Genomic DNA, 22601 nt, shown 5'->3' on the forward strand with positions numbered 1-22601 from the left:
GTAGACTCGGGGGGTTGCCACGGGGTGTGGCGCAGCTTGGTAGCGCGCGTCGTTCGGGACGACGAGGCCGCAGGTTCAAATCCTGTCACCCCGACAACGGAGAGGCTCCGTCCCTGGTCTGAGAAGACCGGGACGGGGCCTTTCGCATCACCCGATCAGGAGCAGCAGCCATGACAACCGTCCGCCTCGTCGCCTTCGATCTGGACGACACCCTCGCCCCCTCCAAGAGCGCCATCGCGCCCCGGATGGGCGAGCTCCTGATCGCACTGGCCGAGCGGGTCGAGGTGGCGATCATCTCCGGCGGACAGCTCACCCAGTTCCAGAAGCAGGTCGTCGACCGCCTGCCCGCGGCGGACTCGGCGGTGCTCGGCCACATCCACCTGCTCCCGACGTGCGGGACGCAGTACTACCGGATCACGGCAGACGGCGTGCAGACCGTCTACGCCCACGCGCTCACCGACGACGAGAAGACCCGTGCGCTGACCGCGGTCGAGGAGGAGGCCCGCCGGCTGGGTCTTTGGGAGTCCGAGACGTGGGGCGACATCCTCGAAGACCGCGGCTCGCAGATCACCTTCTCGGCCCTCGGTCAGTCCGCCCCGGTCGACGTCAAGATGGCGTGGGACCCGACGGGCGAGAAGAAGAACACCCTGCGCGAGGCCGTCGCCGGCCGCATCCCCGACCTCGAGGTCCGCTCCGGCGGCTCCACCTCGGTCGACATCACGCAGCGGGGCATCGACAAGGCCTACGGCATGCGCCAGCTCGCCGACCAGACCGGTATCGCGCTCGACGATATGCTCTTCGTCGGCGACCGGCTCGACGAGAACGGCAACGACTACCCCGTTCTCGCGATGGGCGTGACGTGCCATGCGGTCACCGGGTGGGAGGACACGATCTCCTACCTCGAGGAGCTCGTGCCGACCCTCCCGGCTCGCTGACCTGTCGGCCGCGCGTCAGCCCTTCGCGGCGACCTGCCGCGGCCGAGCGGGGCGCGCCGCCGGGAGTGCGACGGGACTGAGCCGCTGCAGCTGCGTGACGTGGCGGGGCTCGAGCTCGTCGAGGCTCGAGACGCCGAGGAGCTTCATCGTGCGCTCGATCTCGCTCTGCAGGATCGCGATCGTGCGGTCGACGCCCCGACGTCCGCCGGCCATGAGGCCGTAGAGGTACGCGCGCCCGATGAGGGTGAACTTCGCGCCGAGCGCGACGGATGCCACGATATCGGCGCCGTTCATGATGCCCGTGTCGATCATGACGGTGGCATCCTTGCCGACCTCGCGCACGACGTGCGGGAGGAGGTGGAACGGGATGGGTGCGCGGTCGAGCTGCCGTCCGCCGTGGTTGGACAGGATGATCCCGTCCACGCCCAGGTCGACCAGGCGCTTGCTGTCGGCGACGTTCTGCACGCCCTTGACGAGGATCTTGCCCGGCCAGAGGCTGCGGATGACCTCGAGGTCGTCGTAGCCGATGGTCGGGTCCATCGCGGCGTTCAGCAGCTCCCCGACCGTGCCGCCGGTGGTGTTCAACGACGCGAACTCGAGCTTCGGGGTCGTGAGGAAGTCGATCCACCACCACGGCCGCGGGATGGCGTTGACGATCGTGCCGACGGTGAGCTGCGGCGGGATCGAGAAGCCGTTGCGCTTGTCGCGGAGGCGGGCACCCGCGACCGGTGTGTCGACGGTGAACATGAGCGTGTCGAAGCCGGCCTCCGCCGCGCGCCTGACGAGCCCGTAGGAGATCTCGCGGTCGCGCATGACGTACAGCTGGAACCAGTTGCGGCCGTGCGGGTTCGCCGCACGGACGTTCTCGATCGAGGTGGTGCCGAGCGTGGAGAGGGTGAACGGGATGCCGGCGGCCGCCGCGGCGCCCGCGCCGGCGATCTCGCCCTCGGTCTGCATGAGGCGTGTGAAACCCGTCGGGGCGATGCCGAACGGCAGCGCCGAGCGCCCGCCCAGGATCTCGGTCGACATGTCGACGCTCGCGGCGGGCCGCAGGATGTCGGGGTGGAACTCGATGTCCTCGAAGGCCTGCCGCGCCCGCGCGAGCGAGAGCTCGCCTTCGGCCGCGCCGTCGGTGTAGTCGAACGCGGCCTTCGGCGTGCGGCGCTTCGCGATGGTGCGGAGGTCGGAGATCGTGAGCGCGCCCTCGAGGCGGCGCTTGGTGCCGTCGAGTTCGGGCTTCTTGAACTGCATGAGCTCGAGGAGCTCGCCGACCTTGGGCAGCTGGCGCTGGACCATGGGGATCCTTCCGTGTTCCGTCACTCGGCCGAGAGGCCGGTGGCGGCGTAGTAGCCGGTGATGTGGGCGCGGACGCGGTCGCGGGCGGTGTCCGGGTCGCCTGCGGTGATGGCGTCGATGATGCCGTGGTGCTCGTGCACGAGGCGGGTGGCCGCCGCATCCCAGTCGGTCAGACGCTGCGACCCGGTGAGGACGTAGCCCTCGATCGCGGTGCGGAGCCCGCCCATCGTGGCGGCGACGATCTGGTTGCCGGTGGCGTCGGCGAGACGCACGTGGAACTGGGAGTCGAGGGCCAGGAACTCCTCGGTCGTGACGCCGTCCTCGCTCATGGCCTGCAGCGTGATGAGGGCTTCGGCGAGGTCGGGCTCGGCTGTCTCGGCGAGGCGCCCGACGGTCCAGTCCTCGAGCAGGAGACGGGTCTCGACGACGTCGGCGATGGGGAAGCCCTGCGCGGCGACCTGCAGTCGCAGGAACTGCGAGAGCCCGCCGAGGGGCGTCGCGACGATGATGGCGCCCGAGGTGGGACCGGACCCGGTCCCCGTGCGGATGAGGCCCATGACCTCGAGGACGCGGAGCGCCTCCCGCACGCTCGACCGCCCGACGCCGAGGGTCGTGGCGAGCTCGCGCTCGGGCTGCAGGCGGTCGCCCGGACCCAGCTTCCCTTCGAGGAGGTCGCTCTCGATCTTCTCGAGCACGACCCGCCATGCCCGTGCGGTTGTCTGCGGTGACATGCACTTCCCTTCGTCTGCTGTCCGACCACACTAACCCTCATGGTCTGACCTTGCAAACGGCTGAAGGATTGTTACCGCAGGCGACCGCCGGACTCACTCAGGTAGCAGTCCGCGCACATCGACTCGTAGGTGACGCGGTCGGCGCTCAGCTCATCGATGGCGACCTGGTCGCCGTCGAAGACGAAGCGGCCGCCGACGAGCCGCGCGTTGAAGAGCGCCTTGCTGCCGCAGCGGCAGATGGTCTTGAGCTCTTCCAGGCTGTGCGCGATCTCGAGGAGGCGCGCCGAGCCCGGGAAGGCGCTCGTCTGGAAGTCGGTGCGGATGCCGTACGCGAGCACCGGGATGCCGTCGTTCACCGCGATGCGGAGCAGGTCGTCGACCTGCTCCGGCGTCAGGAACTGCGCCTCGTCGATGAGGAGGCAGGCGACGTCGGGCCGGGAGCCGCTCGGCACCGGGTCGGGGATGAGCGCGCTGTCGGCCTCGCGGCGGACCCGGTCGCGGTGCATCGCGAAGAGCGCGCGCAGACCGGCATCCGGCGCGACCAGGAAATCGACGGTGCGCTCCACGCCGAGCCGGCTCGCGATCTTGTCGGCGCCCTTGGTGTCGATCTCGGGCTTGGCCAGCAGCACGCGCTGACCGCGTTCCTCGTAGTTGTAGGCCGCCTGCAGCAGGGCTGTGGACTTCCCGGAGTTCATCGCGCCGTAGCGGAAGTACAGTTTGGCCACCGATCGATTCTAGGCCCCCATCGGGGACCCCGCCGCGCCCGGATCCCGTCGGAAAGGGGACCTCCAAACCGTCCGGGGACGCCTCAGCGACCGCCGATCCCGCCCCCGCCGCCCCCGCCGCCGGAGAACCCGCCGCCGGAGGATCCGCCGGATGACGACCAGCCGCCGCTGGACGAGCTCCACGACGAGCTGGACCCCCTCGGGCGCGAGACCGGGGTCGCGGCGAGGCGCCCGACCGACGACGACGCGTCGGCAAGCGACCGGGAGGACAGCGCGTCGAACAGGCTCGCGCGGGCCGTGAGCTGAGCGGCCGGAAGCTGCGCGCGGATGACGGCGGACCACTCGTCCTCCATCCCGAACAGCACGGCGTAGGGCAGCAGACGCTCTGACGACCGTGCCCGGGGCGGTGTCGCCGAAGGGACGACGGCCGGAGGAGACGAGGTCGGCGGTCCGCGGACTCTGGGCGGCGCGCAACCGGTCCTCCTCCGCGAGCCGCAGGTACTCCCGGATGCCGTCGAGCTCGTGCTTGTGGCGCCCACCGGCGACCGTCAGCACGGTCGCCGGCAGCGGCACGGCGAACGAGGCGATGAACGCCAGGACGCAGGCGAGGAACGCCGCGACGAGGACGGGGAACGGGATGACGTCGACGTCGGCCATGCCGAACAGGATCACGCCGCCGAGGATCATGGCCCCGAGCCCGATCCCCCAGCGCAGCCGCTCGACCCAGCCGGGTCGTGCGGCGCGGTAGCCGCGCTGGGTCGTGAACTCGTCGATGCGGCGCACGTACGTCACGGCACGCGTGGGCGGCACGCGCGTGAAGGTGGACAGCCCGATGCGGGAGCCCGGCTTCGCCTTCCGCCCGAACAGGGTCTGCAGGACCCGCCTGTCGTCGTGGTCGAGCCCGTTGACGTCGGTGACGACGAGCTCGAAGTCGGACGGTTCGTCCCGGTCCCCGGTCGCGTGGATCTCGATCTTGTCCCGCACCGCGAGGTCGACGGTGTGCGCCGCGAGCGCCCGCGCGGGGACGTCGAGGACGCCGGCCGAGAGCGTGAGCGACTCGTCGTCGGATGGGGTGTACATCGCGATCACAGGGGTGTCATCGGGATTGCGCCGCAGCCGCGCGCGCAGCACGAGCAGGATCGGAAGCCCCAGAACGCCCAGCGCGAGCCCGAGACCCGGGACGATCCACTGCCACCACGGGTACGGCGGGGGCGGGGGCGGGCTCGCCGCCGCGAACGCGCCCACCGTGAATCCGAGGGCGACCGAGACGTTCTCATCGGCCGTGAGCGGCCCTGTGGCGACCGTGAACGCGACGGCGTCGGCCGCGGACGCGCCATGCCAGGACGCCCACGACGCGGCGTCGTACGACCAGTCGGCGTCGGGCGTGGGGCCGGTGATGTCGCACGTGTCGGTGGAGCCCTCCGGGCCCTCGTAGCAGGATGCTCGCCCGTCCTGGTGATCCCGGGCGACGGCGCCCGTCAGGTGCACCGTGATGTCGACCTCGGCGATGTCCTGCGCGTGATCGGTGCCGACGGTGTCCCAGTAGAACTCGTCGGCATCCGTGTCGGGATAGCGGATGACGACGTCGCTCATCGTGTAGCGGAAGGTGTAGCTCTGCCGGCCCTGCACGTAGTCGTCGTTCCCGGTGAGGATGTAGACCCAGTCCTCGTCCTCCTCGGTCCACCACGGCACCGCGGCGTCGTCTTGCCCGGAGACCTCGAGCACCTCGGTGCCGAGGTCGATGCCGGACTGGCGCTTGGGGAGGGCGCGGACGAGGCCCTTGTTCTGGTCGACGTCCGGGAAGAGCGCGACCATCGTCTCCTCGACGTAGAGCTGCGCCTCCCCGGTCGTGTCCCGGCTGAGGTAGTAGTCGCCGGTGAACGACGCGAAGTCGAAGTCGTCGACGCCGGCGTGCGCGGCGCTCGCGGGCACGAGGGCGAACAGGAGCGCGACGACCGCCGCGAGGAGTGCCGGCATCCGTCGAAAGCGCATAGCCCTCAGGCTAGACGGTCGGCTCAGCGGTTGATCGCCAGCGCTTCCGCCGTCGCGGTGACCGACTGCGCGGCCTTCTCGGCGTCGCCGTTGAGCGTCTCGCCGTAGCTCGGGATGAGCTCCGAGAGCGCGGGGGCCCACTCCTCGATGCGATCGGGAAAGCAGGTCTTGAGCAGGCCGAGCATGATCGAGGCGGCCGTCGAGGCGCCCGGGGAGGCGCCGAGGAGCCCGGCGATCGTGCCGTCGGCGGAGGTGACGACCTCGGTGCCGAACTGGAGCACGCCGCCCTTCTCGGCATCCTTCTTCATGACCTGTGCGCGCTGACCGGCCTGGATGAGCTCCCAGTCCTCGTCCTTCGCCGTGGGCACGAAGGTGCGGAGCGAGTCGACCTTCTTCTTGTGGTTCTTCAGCAGCTCGCTGACGAGGTACGTGATGAGGCCCGGGTTGTCGAGAGCGACCTTGATCATGGGCCAGAGGTTCCCGGGACGCACCTGCGCGACGATGTCGGTGATGCGGCCGTTCTTGAGGAACTTCGGGCTGAACGTCGCGAACGGGCCGAAGAGGAGCGAGGACTCCCCGTCGACGACGCGGGTGTCCAGGTGCGGCACCGACATGGGCGGCGCGCCGACCGACGCCTGCGAGTACACCTTCGCCTTGTGCTGCGACACGACGGCAGGGTTCGTGGTCCGGAGGAACTGGCCGCCGATCGGGAAGACGCCGTAGCCGTTGATCTCCGGGATGCCGGAGCTCTGCAGCAGCTTGATGGCCCAGCCGCCCGCACCGACGAAGACGAAGCGGGCGTTGAAGCTGCCCGGGGTCCTGCCGAGGGCGTTGCGGTACGAGACCTTCCAGGTCCCGTCCTTCTGCCGCGTGAGGCCGCGCACCTCGCGGTTGGTGACGACGTCGACGCCCTGCTCCTGCAGGTGGTCGAAGAGCTGGCGGGTGAGCGCGCCGAAGTCGACGTCGGTGCCGGCGGGCACGCGCGTCGCGGCGAAGGGCTCGTCGGTCTTGCGGCGCTTCTGCATGAGCAGCGGCGCCCACTGGTTGATGACGCGGGAATCCTCGGAGTACTCGATGCCGTGGAAGAGCGGCTGGGTCTTCAGTGCCTCGTAGCGCTTCTTGAGGTAGGCGACGTCCTTCTCGCCCTGCACGAACGTCATGTGCGGCGTGGCGCTGATGAAGGTCGACGGCTCGTCGAGGATCCCGCGCTCGATGAGCGAGCTCCACAGCTGACGGCTCTGCTGGAACTGCTCGTTGATGACGACCGCCTTGGCCGGGTCGACGGTGCCGTCCTTGCCCTCGGGCATGTAGTTGAGCTCGCAGAGGGCGGCATGGCCGGTGCCGGCGTTATTCCACGCGTTGGAGGATTCCTGCGCCACCTCGGAGAGGCGTTCGCAGACGACGATCTTCCAGTCCGGCTGCAGTTGCTTCAGCAGGGTTCCGAGGGTGGCGCTCATGATGCCACCGCCGATCAGGGCGACGTCGACTGTCTCACTCACAATGTTCCAGTCTAGGCGGGGTTCCGGGGGTCCCCGACCGGCGTGCGGGTCGCCGCGGCGTCAAGGAACGCGGTTCTTGCCGCCACGGCAAGCCGTGCCGCGGGCGTGTTGCGGGGCGTCGCCGACGGGGTCAGACGCCGGCGCCGAGGCGGGCGGCGACGAGCTCGGCGATCTGCACGGCGTTCAGCGCCGCACCCTTGCGCAGGTTGTCGTTGCTGATGAAGAGCACGAGACCCTTGCCGGCGGGGGCGGACTGGTCGGCGCGGATGCGACCGACGAAGCTCGGGTCCTTGCCGGCTGCCTGCAGCGGCGTCGGGACCTCCTCGAGGACGACGCCGGGGGCGCCGGCGAGCACCTCGCGCGCGCGCTCGGGCGTGATGTCGCGGGCGAACTCGGCGTGGATCGAGAGCGAGTGGCCCGTGAAGACGGGGACGCGCACGCACGTGCCGGCGACGAGCAGGTCCGGCAGCTCGAGGATCTTGCGGCTCTCGTTGCGGAGCTTCTTCTCCTCGTCGGTCTCGTTGAGGCCGTCCTCGACGAGGTTGCCGGCCAGCGGGATGACGTCGAAGGCGATGGGCGCGACGTACTTCTCCGGCTGCGGGAAGTCGACGGCGGAGCCATCGTGCACGAGGCGGAGGGTGTCGCCCTGCGCGAGCACGCCCTCGACCTGGCCGAGAAGTTCCTGCGCGCCCGCGATGCCGGAGCCGGAGACCGCCTGGTAGGTGCTCACGATGAGCCGCTCGAGACCGGCCTCCGCATCGAGGGGCTTCAGGACCGGCATGGCCGCCATGGTCGTGCAGTTCGGGTTCGCGATGATGCCCTTGGGCAGATTCTCGATCGCGTGCGGGTTGACCTCGCTCACGACGAGCGGGACCTCGGGGTCCATGCGCCAGGCGCTGGAGTTGTCGATGACGACGGCACCGGCCTCGGCGAAGCGGGGCGCGTGCGCGCGGGAGCCGGTCGCGCCGGCGGAGAACAGGGCGATGTCGATCCCCGCCGGGTCGGCCGTCGCGACGTCCTCGATGATGACGGTGTGCCCGCCGAACTCGACGGCCGTGCCGGCGGAGCGGGCCGTGGCGAACAGGCGCAGCACGCCGATCGGGAACGCGCGCTCGATGAGGATCTCGCGCATGACCGTGCCGACCTGGCCGGTGGCGCCGACGACGGCGACGGAGAGTCCGGAATCGGAGATGCGGGTCATGGCGGTGTCCTTGCGGTGGTGCGGGGAGGGTGCCCGATCGGGCGTTCCCGCGATTCTACCGGCCGCGGAATGGCGGCATCCCCTCTGTTGCAGCCCGCGACTGCCGCATCGCGGCGCAATCCTGCCGCTCTACGTCGGTGGGTGCGCTCACCGCGCGGCGGCGGGCGCGGCGAAGTCACCTGTCGCAGGATGCCGGCGGGCGCGGCGCAGTGCGCCGGGCGAAGGAGCCTCCGGCGCGGGTCAGCGGCCGGTGCCGGCGTAGACGACGGCCTCGGTGTCGCCGTCGAGGCCGTACGCCGCGTGCACGACGCGCGCAGCCTCGGCGAGGTCGTCGCCGCGGACGACGACGGAGATGCGGATCTCCGAGGTCGAGATCATCTCGATGTTCACGCCCGCGGTCGACAGCGCCTCGAAGAGCGTCGCCGAGACGCCGGAGTGCGTGCGCATCCCGGCCCCGACGACGGAGAGCTTGCCGATCTGGTCGTCGTGCACGAGGCTCTCGAATCCGACCTCGGCCTGCTCGCCGGCGAGCGCGCGGAGCGCCGTCGCGGCGTCGGCCCTGGGCAGCGTGAACGAGATGTCGGTGCGGCCGGTCGCGGCCGCCGAGACGTTCTGCACGATCATGTCGACGTTCGCGCCGGACTTGGCGACGACGGTGAAGATCTCGGCCGCCTTGCCGGGCACGTCCGGGACGCCGATGATCGTGATCTTGGCCTGGCTGAGGTCGGTGGCGACACCGGCGACGATCGGCTCTTCCATGGTCGAATCCTCTCCGAGGTCCGGCGCCGTCATCCCGGGTCCGAGCACGTACGTGCCCCGTCCCGAGCTGAAGGTCGACCGGGCGTTGATCATGACGCCGTGACGGCGGGCGTATTCCACCGCACGGATGTACAGGACTTTTGCGCCGTTGGCGGCGAGCTCGAGCATCTCCTCGGCGGAGATGACGTCGAGCTTGCGGGCCTTCGGCACGACGCGCGGGTCGGCGGTGTAGATGCCGTCGACGTCGCTGTAGATCTCGCACACGTCGGCCTCGAGGGCGGCCGCGAGGGCGACGGCGGTCGTGTCCGATCCGCCGCGGCCGAGGGTCGTGATGTCGCGGGTGTCGCGGTTGAAGCCTTGGAAACCGGCGACGATCACGATCGCGCCCTCGTCGAGCGCTTCGCGGAGGCGGACCGGGGTGACGTCGACGATGCGCGCGGCGCCGTGCGTGGCATCCGTGATCATGCCGGCCTGGCTGCCGGTGAAGGAACGCGCTTCGAAGCCCATCGAGTGGATGGCCATCGCGAGGAGCGCCATGGAGATCCGCTCGCCGCTGGAGAGCAGCATGTCGAGCTCACGCGGCGCGGGGATCGGCGCGACGCGGGCGGCGAGGTCGAGCAGCTCGTCGGTCGTGTCGCCCATCGCGCTGACGGCCACGACCACGTCGTGCCCCGCGCGACGCGTGTCGACGACGCGCTTCGCGACGCGCTTGATGCTCTCGGCGTCGGCGACCGACGACCCGCCGTATTTCTGGACGATCAGCGCCACGTGTGCGACTCCCGGATGATGGCCGGCACGCTGAGGCCGGCGGGCGAGCGGATGCTGCACCCGAGCGACCATTCTACGGAGCCGCCCATTCCGGCGATGCCATGTGTCAGGATCCGGGACGTCGGCGTACCGTGGACCCCATGAGCACTCACGTCGACGAGATCTGGAACCGGGCACTCGACCTCGAGTCCCCCGCCGCCGCGACGCACCCCGGCGATGCCGCACTGCTCACCGTCCTGACCTTCCACGGCCTCGTCATGAACGGCGGGCTGCTCAACGCCGTCGAGCTGCACATGAACGATGACGTCTATCCCGTGGATGCCGTCGTGGACGCCTACCGCTTCTTCGGGCTGGAGGATGCCGGGGGCGCCATCGACAACGCGGTGCTCGAACAGCGTGAGCTCGCGAACGACGGGGGCGATGAGGACGACGAAGAGGACGCCGAAGAGCGCATCGACGCAACGTACACGCTCGACGACACCGACATCGAGGACGCCCTGCGCATCGTGTTGACCAACGACCCCGACGCCTTCGCGCCGCTGGACTGAGGCCGCTCAGACCGCGGGCGGCAGTTCCGCGGGCCGGCGAGGCCGGAGCCGTCCGCCGGTCGCGGCGAGCCAGCATCCGACGATCACGAGCGGGAAGCCGAGGAGCAGACCCGTCGTGAGGTGCTCGCCGAGGAGCAGCACGCCCAACAGGATCGCGACGATCGGGTTCACGTAGGTGAAGAGCGGCGCCCGCACGGGCCCGACCTCGGCGATGAGGGCGAAGAACGCGACGAAGGCGACGGCCGTGCAGAGGACGCCCAGGGCGACGAGCGACAGTCCGCTGCGGAGCGTCGGCGCCTCCTGCGGGGTCAGCAGCGCGATCGGGAGGTAGGCGATGCCCACTGCGAGGAGCGAGAGCGTGATGCTGCCGAGGGCGGGGACGTCCCTGAGCTTCGTCGCGATGATGAAGGGCGCGACGGCGTAGAGCAGGGCGACGAGCAGCACCTCGCCGACGGCGAAGAGGGCGGCGGGGTCGCTGCCGACGGCCAGTCCCGGCCCGGAGACGATGACGGCGACGCCGGCGAACCCCGCGAGGAGGCCGATCGCGCGCACCGGCGAGAGCGCCGTGCGGTCGCCGCGCAGCAGCGCGATGAGCGCCGCGAAGAGCGGCACCGTGGCCACGAGCAGTCCCGTGGTGCCGGATGGGAGCGTCTGCTCCGCGTGACCGAGGAGGACGAAGGGGCCGGCCATCTCGATGGCGCCGAAGGCGAGCACCCAGGGCCAGAACCGCAGCGCCGGGCGCAGCGCGCGGCGGTGCAGCGCGATCGGCAGCAGGATCAGACCCCCGAGAAGGGTGCGACCCGCGACGACCGCGGCGGGCGAGAACGTCTCGACCGATTCCTTGATCAGGAGGTACGGCACACCCCAGAGCAGGGCCATGGCGCCGTAGAGCAGCCACCCCCGTCCGGTGACGGTCGTACCGGGCATCAGACGGCGCGCATCAGACGCTGCGTCGGCCCTCGAACGCGCGGCCGAGCGTGACCTCGTCGGCGTACTCGAGGTCGCCGCCGACAGGGAGACCCGACGCGAGACGCGTGACCTTGATCTCGAGGGTGTGCAGCAGGCGGCTGAGGTAGGTCGCCGTCGCCTCTCCCTCGAGGTTGGGGTTGGTGGCGAGGATGACCTCCTGCACGCGACCGTCCGCGAGACGCTGCATGAGCTGCGTGATGCGCAGGTCGTCCGGACCGATGCCGGCGATGGGGCTGATCGCGCCGCCGAGCACGTGGTAGAGACCGCGGAACTCGCGCGTGCGCTCGATCGCCGCGACATCCTTGGCGTCTTCGACGACGCAGATGAATGTGTCGTCGCGGCGCGGGTCGCGGCAGATGCCGCAGCGGTCCTGCTCGGAGACGTTGCCGCAGATCTCGCAGAACCGCACGCGCTCGCGCAGTTCGCCGAGCAGCTGCGACAACCGCGAGACGTCGAAGGTGGGCGTCTGCAGGATGTGGAACGTGATGCGCTGCGCGGACTTCGGGCCGACGCCGGGAAGGCGCCCGAACTCGTCGATCAGGTCTTGGACGATGCCGTCGTACATGGGTCAGCTGAACCTCGTCGTCGGCGCGGTGTAGGGCTCTTCGCGGACGAACGTCGCGCCGAGCACCTGGCGGACGACGGCCTCGCCGACGCGCTCGATGCCGCCGCGGCGCGGCGCGCGCGCGGGCGGGCGCTCGGCGATCGGGCGCTCGACCGCGACCGGCGCGCGGGGCGGGATCGGTGCGTCGTCGTCCGGCGGCGGCGGGACGTCGTCCTCATCGTCCGGCGCCTCGTCCGGGATCGGGATGATGTCGCCTTCGCGCGGCAGGGTGAGCGTGCGGACGGGGGCCGACTCGGCCTCCTCCGGCTCGTCGTCGACGGCCAGCGGCGCGGATGCCGCGGGCGCATCGTCGGACATCGGGATCGGCGCGACGGCCCACTCCGTGACGGGCGCCGCGGCCGCCGCTGCCGATGCGGCGCCGCGGGGCGGGGACGGCGCTGACGGGCGGGATGCGCCACCCGGGCGCGGCCGGCCGTCGCCGGAGGGCGCTGCCGGACCGGAGCCGCCCGAGCCGCCGGCAGGCCCGCCACCGGGACCGTCCGATGCCGGAGGCGGCGGGGTGGGGTCGGAGTCGTGCTTGGCGACGTACTTTACGCGGATGCCGAGCACGGAGTGGATGGCGCCGCGGAGGTCTTCGCTCGGTCCCTGCCCCGCGTTGAGCTTCTTGAAGGCGGCGACGTCTGCCTGACTCTGGAACGACAGCGTCAGGACGCCGGACTCCGTGTACGCGGCGGGTCGCGCGGCGGTGGCGATCATCCAGGACGAGCGGCTGACGGGCTCGAGCCTGTTGAGGATCTCGGGCCACGCGTCGCGGATCTGCGCGAACGTGACGGGCCCCGTCGGGACCGGCGTCGGCTGGGGCGCGGTATCCGTCGGGGTCGCGGGTGCGGTGTCCGCTCCGGGCGCTGCCGCTGAGCCCGGCGCCGGAGCGGGGGCAGAAGTAGCGGAGGCCGGGGTCCCGGAGGCGGAAGCAGGAGCAGCCGCGGAAGCAGAAGCAGCCGCGGGAGCAGAAGCAGAAGCAGGAGCAGGAGCAGCCGCGGAGGCCGGAGCAGAAGGTGCAGCGGCCGAGGCGGGAGCCGCGGGGGCCTGCGCGGCAGGGGCGTGCGCCGGTGCAGGAGCAGCCGCGGGCGCCGGAACGACCGAGCCGGCCGCAACGACGGGCGCCGCCGCGCCGGACAGGGACGCCGCAGCGGAAGAGGCCTCGCCTCCGGCGAGCACGCGCGCGACGAGCAGCTCGAGCTGCAGCCGGGGCGACGTGGCGCCGGTCATGTCGTCGAGCGTCGCGACGACGAGGTCCGCGATGCGGGAGAGGCGGTCGGTGCCGAACGCCGCGGCCTGGCGACCCATCCGGTCGAGCTCATCGGCTGTGATGCCGCGGAACACGGCCGCCGCACCGGGGCCGGTCGCCGAGACGATGATGAGGTCGCGGAGCCGTTCGAGCAGGTCGTCGACGAACCGGCGCGGGTCCTGGCCGGTCTGGACGACCCGGTCGACCGCGGAGAACGCTGCGGCCGCGTCACGGGCGCCGAAGGCGTCGACGACCTCGTCGAGGAGCTCCGCGTGCGTGTAGCCGAGGAGGGCGACGGCGCGCTCGTACTTGACGGCGCCGTCCTCGGACCCGGCGATGAGCTGGTCGAGGAGCGACAGCGTGTCGCGGGGCGACCCGCCGCCGGCGCGCACGACGAGGGGCAGCACGCCGGGCTCGACCTGCACGTCCTCGGTCCGGCAAAGCTGCTCGACGTACTCCAGCATCGGCCCGGGCGCGACGAGGCGGAACGGGTAGTGGTGCGTGCGCGAGCGGATGGTGCCGATGACCTTCTCGGGCTCGGTCGTCGCGAAGATGAACTTGACGTGGTCCGGCGGCTCCTCGACGAGCTTCAGCAGCGCGTTGAAGCCCTGCGCCGTGACCATGTGCGCCTCGTCGAGGATGAAGATCTTGAACCGGTCCCGCGCGGGGGCGAAGATCGCGCGTTCGCGGAGGTCGCGGGCGTCGTCGACGCCGTTGTGCGAGGCCGCGTCGATCTCCACGACGTCGAGCGAGCCTCCCCCGCCGCGGCTCAGCTCGACGCAGCTGTCGCACGTGCCGCACGGGGTGTCGGTCGGCCCCGCGGCGCAGTTCAGGCAGCGGGCGAGGATGCGCGCCGACGTCGTCTTGCCGCATCCGCGCGGGCCGGAGAAGAGGTACGCGTGCCCGACCCGGTCACCGCGGAGGGCGGTCATGAGCGGCTCGGTCACCTGCGACTGCCCGATCATCTCGCCGAACGTCTCGGGACGATAGCGGCGGTACAGGGCGGTGGTCACGACACCAGACTACGGCGTGCCGCCGACATCGCGCCCGCCGTCCGCACCCGAGCGCACGGCAGAAGCGGGCACGGCGACGCCGGCCGCCGGCGGGCGTGAAGCGGTGCCGCCGGGAACACGCCCGGACCCCGCGGCGTTGACCCGCGTGTGCAGCCCACCCCCGTCGATGTCGCCGTGATCGGCGCAGGTCAGGCGGGCCTGTCGGCCGCCTACCACCTGCGCCGGCGCGGCTTCGTTCCGGCGTCCTCGGGGGACCCGTCCTTCATCGTCCTCGATGCCGACGCCGCCCCCGGCGGCGCCTGGCAGCATCGGTGGGCGTCACTGCGCATGGCGACGGTCAACGGCATCCACGAGCTGCCCGGCTCTCCGGTTCCTCCCGTCGATCCGCGCGCGGCCAGCCGCGATGTGCTCCCGGCGTACTTCGCCGAGTACGAGGAGCGTCACGACCTCCGCGTGCTGCGGCCCGTCACCGTCTCCGCGGTGCGGCGTATGGATGACGCGCCGTCCGGGCGCCTGCTCGTCGAATCCGATCGGGGCGCGTGGGCCGCGCGCCACGTCGTCAACGCGACGGGGACATGGCGGCGGCCCTTCTGGCCGCACTACCCCGGCCAGGAGCGGTTCGGCGGCAGGCAGCTCCACGTGCACGACTACGTGTCCGCCGACGAGTTCGCAGGACTCCGCGTCGTCATCGTCGGCGCCGGCATCTCCGCCGTGCAGCTCCTGGAGGAGATCTGGCGCGTCGCGGACACCTTCTGGGTCACGCGGCACGACGTGGTGTGGGACGCCGCCGAGTTCGACACCGCCGCCCGCGTCGCGGCCATCGCCGGCGTCGAGGAGCGCGTGCGGCAGGGGCTGCCCCCGGGGAGCGTCATCTCCGTGACCGGCCAGCACTGGACGCCGTGGGCGCAGGCCGCCGCCGACCGCGGCGTGCTCGTCCGGCATCCGATGTTCGCGGCGATCGAAGAGCACGGCGTGCGCATGCCCGACGGGCGGTTCGAGGCGGCCGACGTCATCCTGTGGGCCACGGGCTTCCGCGCCGACATCGCCCACCTCGCGCCGCTCGGGCTGCGCACGGCGGCCGGCGGCATCCGCGTCGCGAACGGGCGTGCGATCGACGAGCCGCGCCTGTTCCTGATCGGCTACGGGCCGTCGCAGTCCACCGTCGGAGCCAATCGGGCCGGGCGGGACGCCGCGCGCGCGATCGTCGCCGCATCGGTCCCCGTCTGACCCCGCATCGCGTCCCGCGCGATCACGCGTCCAAGCCGAGGTGGCCGTCGTCGCCGCCCGCGATCGGGATCGCGGCCGTGATGATGGGGAGGCTCGTCGTCGTGGTCGGCACGGACGCCGACAGCAGCGTGCCGTCCTCACGGAGCGTCTCGCCGATGTCGCCGAGGGTGGGACGTCCGGGCAGCACCGGACCCTGACCGTCCAGCGTCACGACCACGGTCTCGCCGGGGGCGACGACGTGGTCCTCGCCGCGGACCGAGAAGGAGACCGTCTCGCCCTCCTCCCCCGCGATGATCGTGAGCGCGTCGCGCGTGACGCCGACCCGCAGCTGGGTGCCGTGCCAGTGCAGCGTGTACGACAGCGACGACCAGCCCACCGGCAGACGGGGATCGAACGACAGCGCGCCGAAGTAGTCGCGCATGCCGCCGAAGCCCGACACCAGCGCGGTCCACACACCACCGGCGGAGGCGACGTGCACGCCGTCGGACGCGTTGCGATGCAGATCGCCGAGGTCGACGAACAGCGACTCCGTGAAGTACTCGAGCGCGAGGTCCTGGTACCCGACCTCGGCCGCCAGGATCGACTGCACGACCGCCGACAGGGTCGAGTCGCCCGTGGTCAGCGGGTCGTAGTACTCGAAGTCGGCGAGCTTCTCCTCGGGCGTGAAGTGGTTGCCCTGCAGGAAGAGCGCCAGCACGACGTCGGCCTGCTTGAGCACCTGGTAGCGGTAGATGACGAGCGGGTGGAAGTGCAGCAGCAGCGGATGCTGCTCGGCGGGCGTGCTCTCCAGATCCCAGATCTCGCGCTCGAGGAACACGGCATCCTGCGGGTGGATGCCGAGCGCCTCGCTGTACGGGATGTGCATGGCGTCGGCGGCCGCGTCCCACGCGGGCGCCTCGGACGGGTCCAGGTCCAGCCGCTCGGCGGCCAGGCGGTAGGCCTCGGGGTCGTCCTTGGCCATGTCGCGCACGACGTGGGCCGCGAAGCGCAGGTTGAAGCGCGCCATGACGTTCGTGAAGAGGTTGTCGTTGACGACGGTCGTGTACTCGTCCGGCCCCGTGACGCCGTGGATGTGGAAGCTGTCGGGGCCGGCCTCGGAGAACCGCCAGAAGCCGAGGGTCGCCCACAGCCGCGCGGTCTCCACCGCGATGTCGATGCCCTCGCGGGAGAGGAACTCGTCATCGCCCGTCGAGCGCACGTACTTCGCGAGCGCGAAGCTGACGTCGGCGTTGATGTGGTACTGCGCGGTGCCGGCGGCGTAGTAGGCGGATGCCTCCTCGCCGTTGATCGTGCGCCAGGGGAAGAGGGCGCCGGCCTCGTTCAGCTGACCGGCGCGCTTGCGGGCGGCGGGCAGCATCAGGTACCGCATGCGCAGGGCGTTGCGGGCCCAGAGCGGCGTCGTGTACATGAGGAACGGCAGGACGTAGATCTCGGTGTCCCAGAAGTAGTGGCCGCTGTACCCCGAGCCGGTGAGACCCTTCGCGGGGACGCCGAGCCCGTCGGCGCGGGCGCTGGCCTGCGCGAGCTGGAAGAGGCACCAGCGGGTCGCCTGCTGCAGCTCGTCCTGCCCGCCGATCTCCACGTCGGACCGGTTCCAGAAGTCCGCGCACCACGCGGCCTGACGGTCGAACTGCGCCTGCACGCCCTGGTCGCGCACGCGGTCCAGCGCGCGGCGGCCCCGGTCGACGAGTTCGCGCGTGGGGACGCCCCGGGACGTGTGGTAGCTCACGACCTTCGTGACGGTGATGGGGACCCCGGCCTTGGCCTGCACGCGGAAGACGTTCTTCGCGATGTCGGGTTCGATGAGCGTGCGCTCGTCGTACGGGTTCTCCGTCTCGATCTGGTGGTCGGCGACGACCGCGATCGACATGCCGGAGGCCGCGACCCGGTACGACAGCGCAGTGCGCGGGCCATCCTGCCAGAACTCCTCCGGCAGCAGGACGCGGTCCTGGATGCGCTCGGCCTTGCGCGGGTCGAACCCGGCCTTCGCGAGGTGCGGCGCGTTGCCGCCGTAGACGTCGGCACCGTCCTGCCGGTTGATGATCTGGCAGTTCACGGTCACGGGCGAGTCGGCGTTCAGCACCGTGACGGTGATGCTCATGACCGCGAGGTGCTTCTCCTCGAAGGACACGATGCGGCGCATCTCCATCGCGACGTCCTTGCCGCTCGGCGTCGTCCAGCGCATGTGCCGCGTGAGGACCCCCGCGCGCATGTCGAGGACGCGCTCGTACTCGCGGATATCCGACATGTCGAACGCGAAGGGCTCGTCCTCGATGTAGACGCGCATGACCTGCGCGTCGGGGGCGTTGATGATCGTCTGGCCCTCCTCCGCGAAGCCGTACGCCTGCTCGGCGTGGCGGATGGGGAACGTCTCGTGGAAGCCGTTGATGAAGGTGCCGTGCTCGTGCGCGTGGCGGCCCTCCGGCTGGTTGCCGCGCAGTCCCAGATAGCCGTTCCCGATGGCGAAGAGCGTCTCGGTGAGGCCGACGTCGTCCAGGGACGGGCGTGTCTCGATGAGACGCCACGGGTCGACGGGGAAGCGATCGCGATCGATCATGTGCAGCCTCTCGGGTGGCTCGGTGGGGCTCGGGGCGATCAGGAGACGAAGGCGGACAGGTCGTCGACGACGACGTGCGCGCCACTGGCGAACAGAGTGTCGGCGCCGACGCCGCGGTCCACGCCCACGACGAGGCCGTAGCCGGCGGCGGCGGCGGACTGCACACCGGAATGCGCGTCCTCGACGGCGACGCTGCGGGCGGGATCGACGCCCAGCATCCGGGCCGCCTCGCGGAAGACGTCCGGCGCGGGCTTGGACGGCAGGTTCTCGTTCTCCGCGACGACGCCGTCCATGACGACCGGGAAGCGGTCGCGGATGCCGGCGGCGCGCAGCACCTCTTCGGCGTTCTTCGAGCTCGACACGACGGCGATCGGGACGCCGGCGGCCTGCAGCTTCTCGACGAGGGCGAGCGAGCCGGGGTACGGGGCGATGCCCTCGTCGCGGAGCACGCGCTCGAAGACGACGTTCTTGCGGTTGCCGATGCCGCAGACGGTGTCGGCGGTCGTGGGGTCGGACGGGTCGCCCCAGGGCACCTCGACGTCGCGGGAGCGCAGGAGGCTCGCGACGCCGTCGTAGCGCTTCTTGCCGTCGAGGTAGTCGAAGTAGTCGCGCTCGGTGTAGTCCGGGGTGATCCCCCAGTCCGCGAAGAGCTTGGTGAACATCGTCTGCCACGCGTGCATGTGCACCTCGGCGGTCGGGGTGAGCACGCCGTCCAGGTCGAACAGAACGCCGTCGTACGTGGTCAGGTCGGGAAGTTCGTCGGCTGTCACCGTTTCAGCGTAGTCGCGTGCCGGGGGCGCGGAGCATGCCGCGGACCGGATGCGCTGCACCTCCGGCCGCTCTCCCTCGTCAGCGCCCCGCGCCGGCAATGGAGAGCGTCTGCCGGGCGATCTCGAGCTCTTCGTTGGTGGGGACGACGAGCACCGTGACGGGTGAGTCGTCGGCCGAGATCGTGCGGATGCCGCGGCCGCGGACCGCGTTGCGCTCGGCGTCGAGGTGCACGCCGGCGAAGCCCAGGGTCTCCAGCGCCGCGGCACGGACGACGTCGGAGTTCTCGCCGACCCCGGCCGTGAAGGAGATGACGTCGACGCCGCCGAGCTGGGCGATGTAGGCGCCGAGGTAGGCGCGGATGCGGTGGATGTACACGTCGAACGCGAGCGTCGCGGGCCCGTCGCCGGCGGCGCGGCGATCTTCGACGTCGCGCATGTCGGAGACGCCGGCGAGACCAAGCACACCGCTGCGCTTGTTCAGGAACGCGTCGAGCTCGCCGGGCGACATGTCCTCGCGGCGGGCGAGCACCAGGAGCACCGACGGGTCGAGGTCGCCGGATCGGGTGCCCATCACGAGCCCCTCGAGCGGGGTGAGCCCCATCGACGTCTCGACGGATCGACCCCGGTCGATCGCCGTGATCGACGCGCCGTTGCCGAGGTGCAGCACGATCTGCCGCAGCTCCCGCAGCGGCCGGTCCAGGTGCGCGGCGGCGGCCTCGCTCACGAACTTGTGACTCGTGCCGTGGAATCCGTAGCGGCGGATGCGGTGCTTCCGCGCGATCGCCCGGTCGATGGCATACGTGTAGGCCGCCGGCGGGAGGGTCTGGTGGAACGCGGTGTCGAAGACGGCGACGTGGGGCAGGTCGGCGAACGCGGCGCGCGCGGCGCGGATGCCCTGCACGGCGCCGGGGTTGTGCAGCGGGGCGAGGACCGACAGCTCGTCGATGTTGATCTCGACGAGGTCGGTGATGAGCGTCGGCTGGAAGAACCGCGCGCCGCCCTGCACGACGCGGTGGCCGATCGCGATCGGCGGGGTCTCGGTGAGGGACGGGCCGTGCGCCGCGAACGCGTCGAGCATCACCTGGAACCCGACGGCGTGGTCGGGGATCGGGAGCTCGCTCTTGTACGTGGCATCCGTCGCGGCGACGCCGGCACCGTGGAAGAGCACGGTGTGCTTGGCGGCGCCGGTCGACTCGCCGATGCGCTCGACGAGGCCGCTCGCGAGCGCCGTCTCGGTCTCGACGTCGATCAGCTGGTACTTGAAGGAGGACGACCCGCTGTTGATGACGAGCACGACTCTCATGCGGATGCCTCTTCCTGGGCCTGGATGGCCGTGATCGCGATCGTGTTGACGATGTCCTCGACGAGCGCGCCGCGGGACAGGTCGTTGATCGGCTTGTTGAGGCCCTGGAGCACGGGGCCCATCGCGACGGCGCCCGCGGAGCGCTGCACCGCCTTATACGTGTTGTTGCCGGTGTTCAGATCGGGGAAGACGAACACGGTCGCGCGGCCCGCGACGGCCGATTCGGGCATCTTGGCCTTGGCGACGGCGGCATCGGCGGCGGCGTCGTACTGGATGGGGCCCTCGACGAGCAGCTCGGGAGCGCGCTCGCGGACGAGGACCGTGGCGGCACGGACCTTCTCGACCTCGGCGCCCGCGCCGGACTCCCCCGTCGAGTAGGACAGCATCGCGACGCGCGGTTCGATCCCGAACTGGCTCGCCGTCGCGGCGGAGGAGATGGCGATGTCGGCGAGCTGCTCGCTCGTCGGGTCGGGGATGACGGCGCAGTCGCCGTAGACGAGGACCCGGTCGGCGAGCGCCATCAGGAAGACGCTGGAGACGACGGAGACGCCCGGCTTCGTCTTGATGATCTCGAACGCGGGTCGGATGGTGTGCGCCGTCGTGTGCGCGGCGCCGGAGACCATCCCGTCGGCGAGCCCCAGGTGCACCATGAGGGTGCCGAAGTAGGACACGTCCGTCACGCTGTCCGCGGCCTGCGCGTAGGTGACGCCCTTGTGTGCGCGGATGCGCTCGTACTCCTTCGCGAACCGGTCGACGTAGGTCGGGTCGAACGGGCTCAGGACCTGCGCGGCCTGCAGGTCGATGCCGAGCTCACCGGCGCGGGCGCGGACATCGGCCTCCTCGCCGAGGATCGTGATGTCGGCGACCCCGCGGGCGAGGACCGTGGCGGCGGCACGGAGGACGCGGTCATCCGTCCCCTCCGGCAGCACGATCCGCTTGCGCTGCGCGCGGGCGCGTTCGATCAGCTGGAACTGGAACATCAGGGGCGTGACGACGTCGGCGCGCGCGATGCCGATCCGCCGCAGCAGGTCGGTCGTGTCGACGCTCTGCTCGAAGAGGGCCAGCGCCGTGTCGTAGCGACGCTGCGAGTCGGCGGCGAGGCGTCCGCGCGTCGTCATGATGCGCCGGGCCGTCTCGTACGTGTCGAGGTCGGTGGAGAGGATCGGCAGGGGCGACTCGAGGCCGTCGATGAGCCGGTCGACCGGCTCGGGCAGCGGGAACGGGCCGTTCAGCGCGATCGCGGAGACCGACGGGAACGTGCCCGAGGAGTTGGCGAGCAGCGTCGCGAGCAGCACGTCGGTGCGGTCGGCGGCGATCGTGACGATCGCGCTCTCCTCCAGGCGCGGCAGCACGTTGTTCAGCGACATGCCCGCCACGACGACGTGCAGCACCTCGCGGGTCAGGAGTTCCTCGTCGCCCTTGAGCAGCGTGGCATCCAGGGACCGCATGATGTCGCGGACGGACGGTGCGACGAGGTACTCGTCCTCGGGAACCGCCCACACGCCGATGTCGGCGCCGACGTGCGGGGCTGCGACGGCGGCGACGTGCTCGACGATCTCGGCGCGGAGGGCCGGGAGGCTGCGGTTGACGATGACGGCGAACAGGCGTGCCCGCTCGTGCGACATCTCGGTGAGCGCGAGGGTCGTGAGGTGGCCGATCTGCTCCGGGGTCCGCCCGCCGGACTCGCCGATGTGGTCGCCCTCCGCGGCCTGCCCGGACAGGACGAGCAGGACGGGGGCGCCGAGGTTCGCGGCGATGCGCGCGTTGTAGCCGAGCTCCGCGGGGCTGCCGACGTCCGTGTAGTCGCTGCCGACGATGACGACGGCATCGCACTGCGCCTCGACGGCCTTGTAGCGTTCGACGATCTTCCCGAGGGCGGCATCCGGGTCGGTGCGGACCTCGTCGTAGGTCGCGCCGATGCACTCGTCGTAGCCGAGGTCGACGCCGTCGTGGTCGAGCAGCATCTCCAGGACGTAGTCGCGCTCGGCCGTGGACCGGGCGATCGCGCGGAAGACGCCGACGCGCGGCGTCGCGTGGCTGAGCGAGTCGAGCACGCCGAGCGCGATCGTGGACTTCCCGGAATGACCCTCGGTCGACGTGATGTAGATGCTCTGTGCCACTCGCCCAGCCTAGGCCGGGGCCGGAGAAGGCGGCCAGGCGGGCACCGGGGAAAAGAGACACCCGGGGGAAAAGTAAGACTCTCCGCGAACCCGACAGAGCCCGGTTACCCTTGCTACGTTTCCGTCCTGGGGGAGTTGGCCGAGATGCCGCCTCGCGGAGAGCTGAGACAAGTCTAGCCGACTCACAGACGCGGCCGCCGCGCCGGGACTAGCATCGAAGGGCGAGCGCGAGGGTGCGCCCGCTGATCGCTCGCGACGGACCAGGGGGCCGCATGCCGGATGACACCACGCCGATCTTCAGCGATGTCCCGGCCGGGCCGCCGCCCAGCCACGCC

The 22601-nt window shown here is 71.2% G+C and carries 17 protein-coding genes, 1 tRNA gene and 1 other RNA gene; 4 read left to right on the forward strand and 15 right to left on the reverse strand.

Features of this window, described 5'->3' with window-relative positions:
- Window positions 1–20: 20 nt before the first annotated feature.
- Together QZL85_RS14220 and QZL85_RS14225 are read left to right on the forward strand one after the other, a co-directional pair.
- Window positions 21–94: transfer RNA gene (locus QZL85_RS14220), tRNA-Pro, on the forward strand.
- 76 nt (window positions 95–170) lie between these two features.
- The gene (locus QZL85_RS14225; RefSeq protein ID WP_295577945.1) at window positions 171–935 is read left to right on the forward strand and encodes an HAD-IIB family hydrolase; all 765 of its coding nucleotides are present in this window, start codon (window positions 171–173) and stop codon (window positions 933–935) included.
- 15 nt (window positions 936–950) lie between these two features.
- Here QZL85_RS14225 and QZL85_RS14230 read toward each other — a convergent pair whose 3' ends face one another.
- The 7 genes from QZL85_RS14230 to QZL85_RS14260 all read right to left on the reverse strand — a co-directional run bounded on the left by QZL85_RS14230 (window position 951) and on the right by QZL85_RS14260 (window position 9906).
- The gene (locus QZL85_RS14230) at window positions 951–2231 is read right to left on the reverse strand and encodes an alpha-hydroxy acid oxidase (RefSeq protein ID WP_295577947.1); all 1281 of its coding nucleotides are present in this window, start codon (window positions 2229–2231) and stop codon (window positions 951–953) included.
- A gap of 20 nt (window positions 2232–2251) precedes the next feature.
- Window positions 2252–2962, reverse strand: coding sequence for a FadR/GntR family transcriptional regulator (locus QZL85_RS14235; RefSeq protein WP_295577950.1), 711 nt, complete (start codon window positions 2960–2962; stop codon window positions 2252–2254).
- Between the two features lie 71 nt (window positions 2963–3033).
- On the reverse strand, window positions 3034–3687 hold the full coding sequence (locus QZL85_RS14240) for a thymidine kinase (RefSeq protein ID WP_295577952.1): 654 nt from the start codon (window positions 3685–3687) through the stop codon (window positions 3034–3036).
- Between the two features lie 9 nt (window positions 3688–3696).
- Window positions 3697–5679: a DUF2207 domain-containing protein gene (locus tag QZL85_RS14245; protein ID WP_295577954.1), complete on the reverse strand. Its 1983-nt coding sequence runs from the start codon at window positions 5677–5679 to the stop codon at window positions 3697–3699.
- A 23-nt stretch (window positions 5680–5702) separates the two neighbouring features.
- Window positions 5703–7178 (reverse strand): malate:quinone oxidoreductase, encoded by a 1476-nt coding sequence (locus QZL85_RS14250; protein WP_295577956.1) that lies wholly within the window; start codon window positions 7176–7178, stop codon window positions 5703–5705.
- Between the two features lie 130 nt (window positions 7179–7308).
- A complete protein-coding gene (locus QZL85_RS14255; protein WP_295577958.1) occupies window positions 7309–8379 on the reverse strand; it encodes an aspartate-semialdehyde dehydrogenase in 1071 nt (356 codons plus the stop codon).
- A gap of 240 nt (window positions 8380–8619) precedes the next feature.
- Window positions 8620–9906: an aspartate kinase gene (locus QZL85_RS14260; protein WP_295577960.1), complete on the reverse strand. Its 1287-nt coding sequence runs from the start codon at window positions 9904–9906 to the stop codon at window positions 8620–8622.
- A 140-nt stretch (window positions 9907–10046) separates the two neighbouring features.
- On the opposite strand from QZL85_RS14260, the gene QZL85_RS14265 reads away from it, so the two are divergent.
- Window positions 10047–10454 carry a hypothetical protein gene (locus QZL85_RS14265; RefSeq protein ID WP_295577963.1) on the forward strand — a complete coding sequence of 136 codons (408 nt, stop codon included), beginning with the start codon at window positions 10047–10049 and terminating at the stop codon, window positions 10452–10454.
- Window positions 10455–10460: 6 nt separating this feature from the next.
- Here QZL85_RS14265 and QZL85_RS14270 read toward each other — a convergent pair whose 3' ends face one another.
- From QZL85_RS14270 to QZL85_RS14280, 3 genes are read right to left on the reverse strand one after another with little or no spacing between them, the layout of a single operon-like run.
- On the reverse strand, window positions 10461–11381 hold the full coding sequence (locus tag QZL85_RS14270; protein WP_295577965.1) for a DMT family transporter: 921 nt from the start codon (window positions 11379–11381) through the stop codon (window positions 10461–10463).
- Window positions 11382–11394: 13 nt separating this feature from the next.
- A complete protein-coding gene (recR, locus tag QZL85_RS14275) occupies window positions 11395–11988 on the reverse strand; it encodes a recombination mediator RecR (RefSeq protein WP_295577967.1) in 594 nt (197 codons plus the stop codon).
- Between the two features lie 3 nt (window positions 11989–11991).
- Window positions 11992–14289 (reverse strand): DNA polymerase III subunit gamma and tau, encoded by a 2298-nt coding sequence (locus QZL85_RS14280; RefSeq protein ID WP_295577969.1) that lies wholly within the window; start codon window positions 14287–14289, stop codon window positions 11992–11994.
- Between the two features lie 147 nt (window positions 14290–14436).
- Between QZL85_RS14280 and QZL85_RS14285 the strand changes: the two genes are divergently transcribed.
- Complete coding sequence (locus tag QZL85_RS14285; protein ID WP_295577971.1) at window positions 14437–15516, forward strand: NAD(P)-binding domain-containing protein; 1080 nt, start codon at window positions 14437–14439, stop codon at window positions 15514–15516.
- Between the two features lie 22 nt (window positions 15517–15538).
- Here the strand turns inward: QZL85_RS14285 and QZL85_RS14290 are convergent, their stop codons facing one another.
- From QZL85_RS14290 to ffs, 5 genes are all read right to left on the reverse strand, one after another.
- On the reverse strand, window positions 15539–18073 hold the full coding sequence (locus QZL85_RS14290; protein ID WP_295577973.1) for a glycoside hydrolase family 65 protein: 2535 nt from the start codon (window positions 18071–18073) through the stop codon (window positions 15539–15541).
- 38 nt (window positions 18074–18111) lie between these two features.
- The gene (locus QZL85_RS14295) at window positions 18112–18843 is read right to left on the reverse strand and encodes an HAD family phosphatase (protein WP_295577974.1); all 732 of its coding nucleotides are present in this window, start codon (window positions 18841–18843) and stop codon (window positions 18112–18114) included.
- Between the two features lie 79 nt (window positions 18844–18922).
- Window positions 18923–20146, reverse strand: coding sequence for an acetate/propionate family kinase (locus tag QZL85_RS14300; protein ID WP_295577977.1), 1224 nt, complete (start codon window positions 20144–20146; stop codon window positions 18923–18925).
- On the reverse strand, window positions 20143–22266 hold the full coding sequence (gene pta, locus QZL85_RS14305) for a phosphate acetyltransferase (RefSeq protein WP_295577979.1): 2124 nt from the start codon (window positions 22264–22266) through the stop codon (window positions 20143–20145). The genes QZL85_RS14300 and pta overlap by 4 nt, the downstream gene beginning before the upstream one ends.
- Before the next feature lie 70 nt (window positions 22267–22336).
- Window positions 22337–22433: signal recognition particle sRNA small type (gene ffs / locus QZL85_RS14310), an RNA gene on the reverse strand.
- Between the last annotated feature and the right edge of the window lie 168 nt (window positions 22434–22601).

Source organism: uncultured Microbacterium sp. (assembly GCF_900078385.1).
Lineage (GTDB): Bacteria > Actinomycetota > Actinomycetes > Actinomycetales > Microbacteriaceae > Microbacterium.

Bases quoted from the DNA above. Each gene is read 5' to 3' on its own strand.
- recR (WP_295577967.1), bottom strand. From the start codon at position 11,988: ATGTACGACGGCATCGTCCAAGACCTGATCGACGAGTTCGGGCGCCTT.
- QZL85_RS14225 (WP_295577945.1), top strand. From the start codon at position 171: ATGACAACCGTCCGCCTCGTCGCCTTCGATCTGGACGACACCCTCGCC.
- QZL85_RS14290 (WP_295577973.1), bottom strand. From the start codon at position 18,073: ATGATCGATCGCGATCGCTTCCCCGTCGACCCGTGGCGTCTCATCGAG.
- QZL85_RS14270 (WP_295577965.1), bottom strand. From the start codon at position 11,381: ATGCCCGGTACGACCGTCACCGGACGGGGGTGGCTGCTCTACGGCGCC.
- QZL85_RS14235 (WP_295577950.1), bottom strand. From the start codon at position 2,962: ATGTCACCGCAGACAACCGCACGGGCATGGCGGGTCGTGCTCGAGAAG.
- QZL85_RS14245 (WP_295577954.1), bottom strand. From the start codon at position 5,679: ATGCGCTTTCGACGGATGCCGGCACTCCTCGCGGCGGTCGTCGCGCTC.
- QZL85_RS14230 (WP_295577947.1), bottom strand. From the start codon at position 2,231: ATGGTCCAGCGCCAGCTGCCCAAGGTCGGCGAGCTCCTCGAGCTCATG.
- QZL85_RS14255 (WP_295577958.1), bottom strand. From the start codon at position 8,379: ATGACCCGCATCTCCGATTCCGGACTCTCCGTCGCCGTCGTCGGCGCC.
- QZL85_RS14265 (WP_295577963.1), top strand. From the start codon at position 10,047: ATGAGCACTCACGTCGACGAGATCTGGAACCGGGCACTCGACCTCGAG.
- QZL85_RS14300 (WP_295577977.1), bottom strand. From the start codon at position 20,146: ATGAGAGTCGTGCTCGTCATCAACAGCGGGTCGTCCTCCTTCAAGTAC.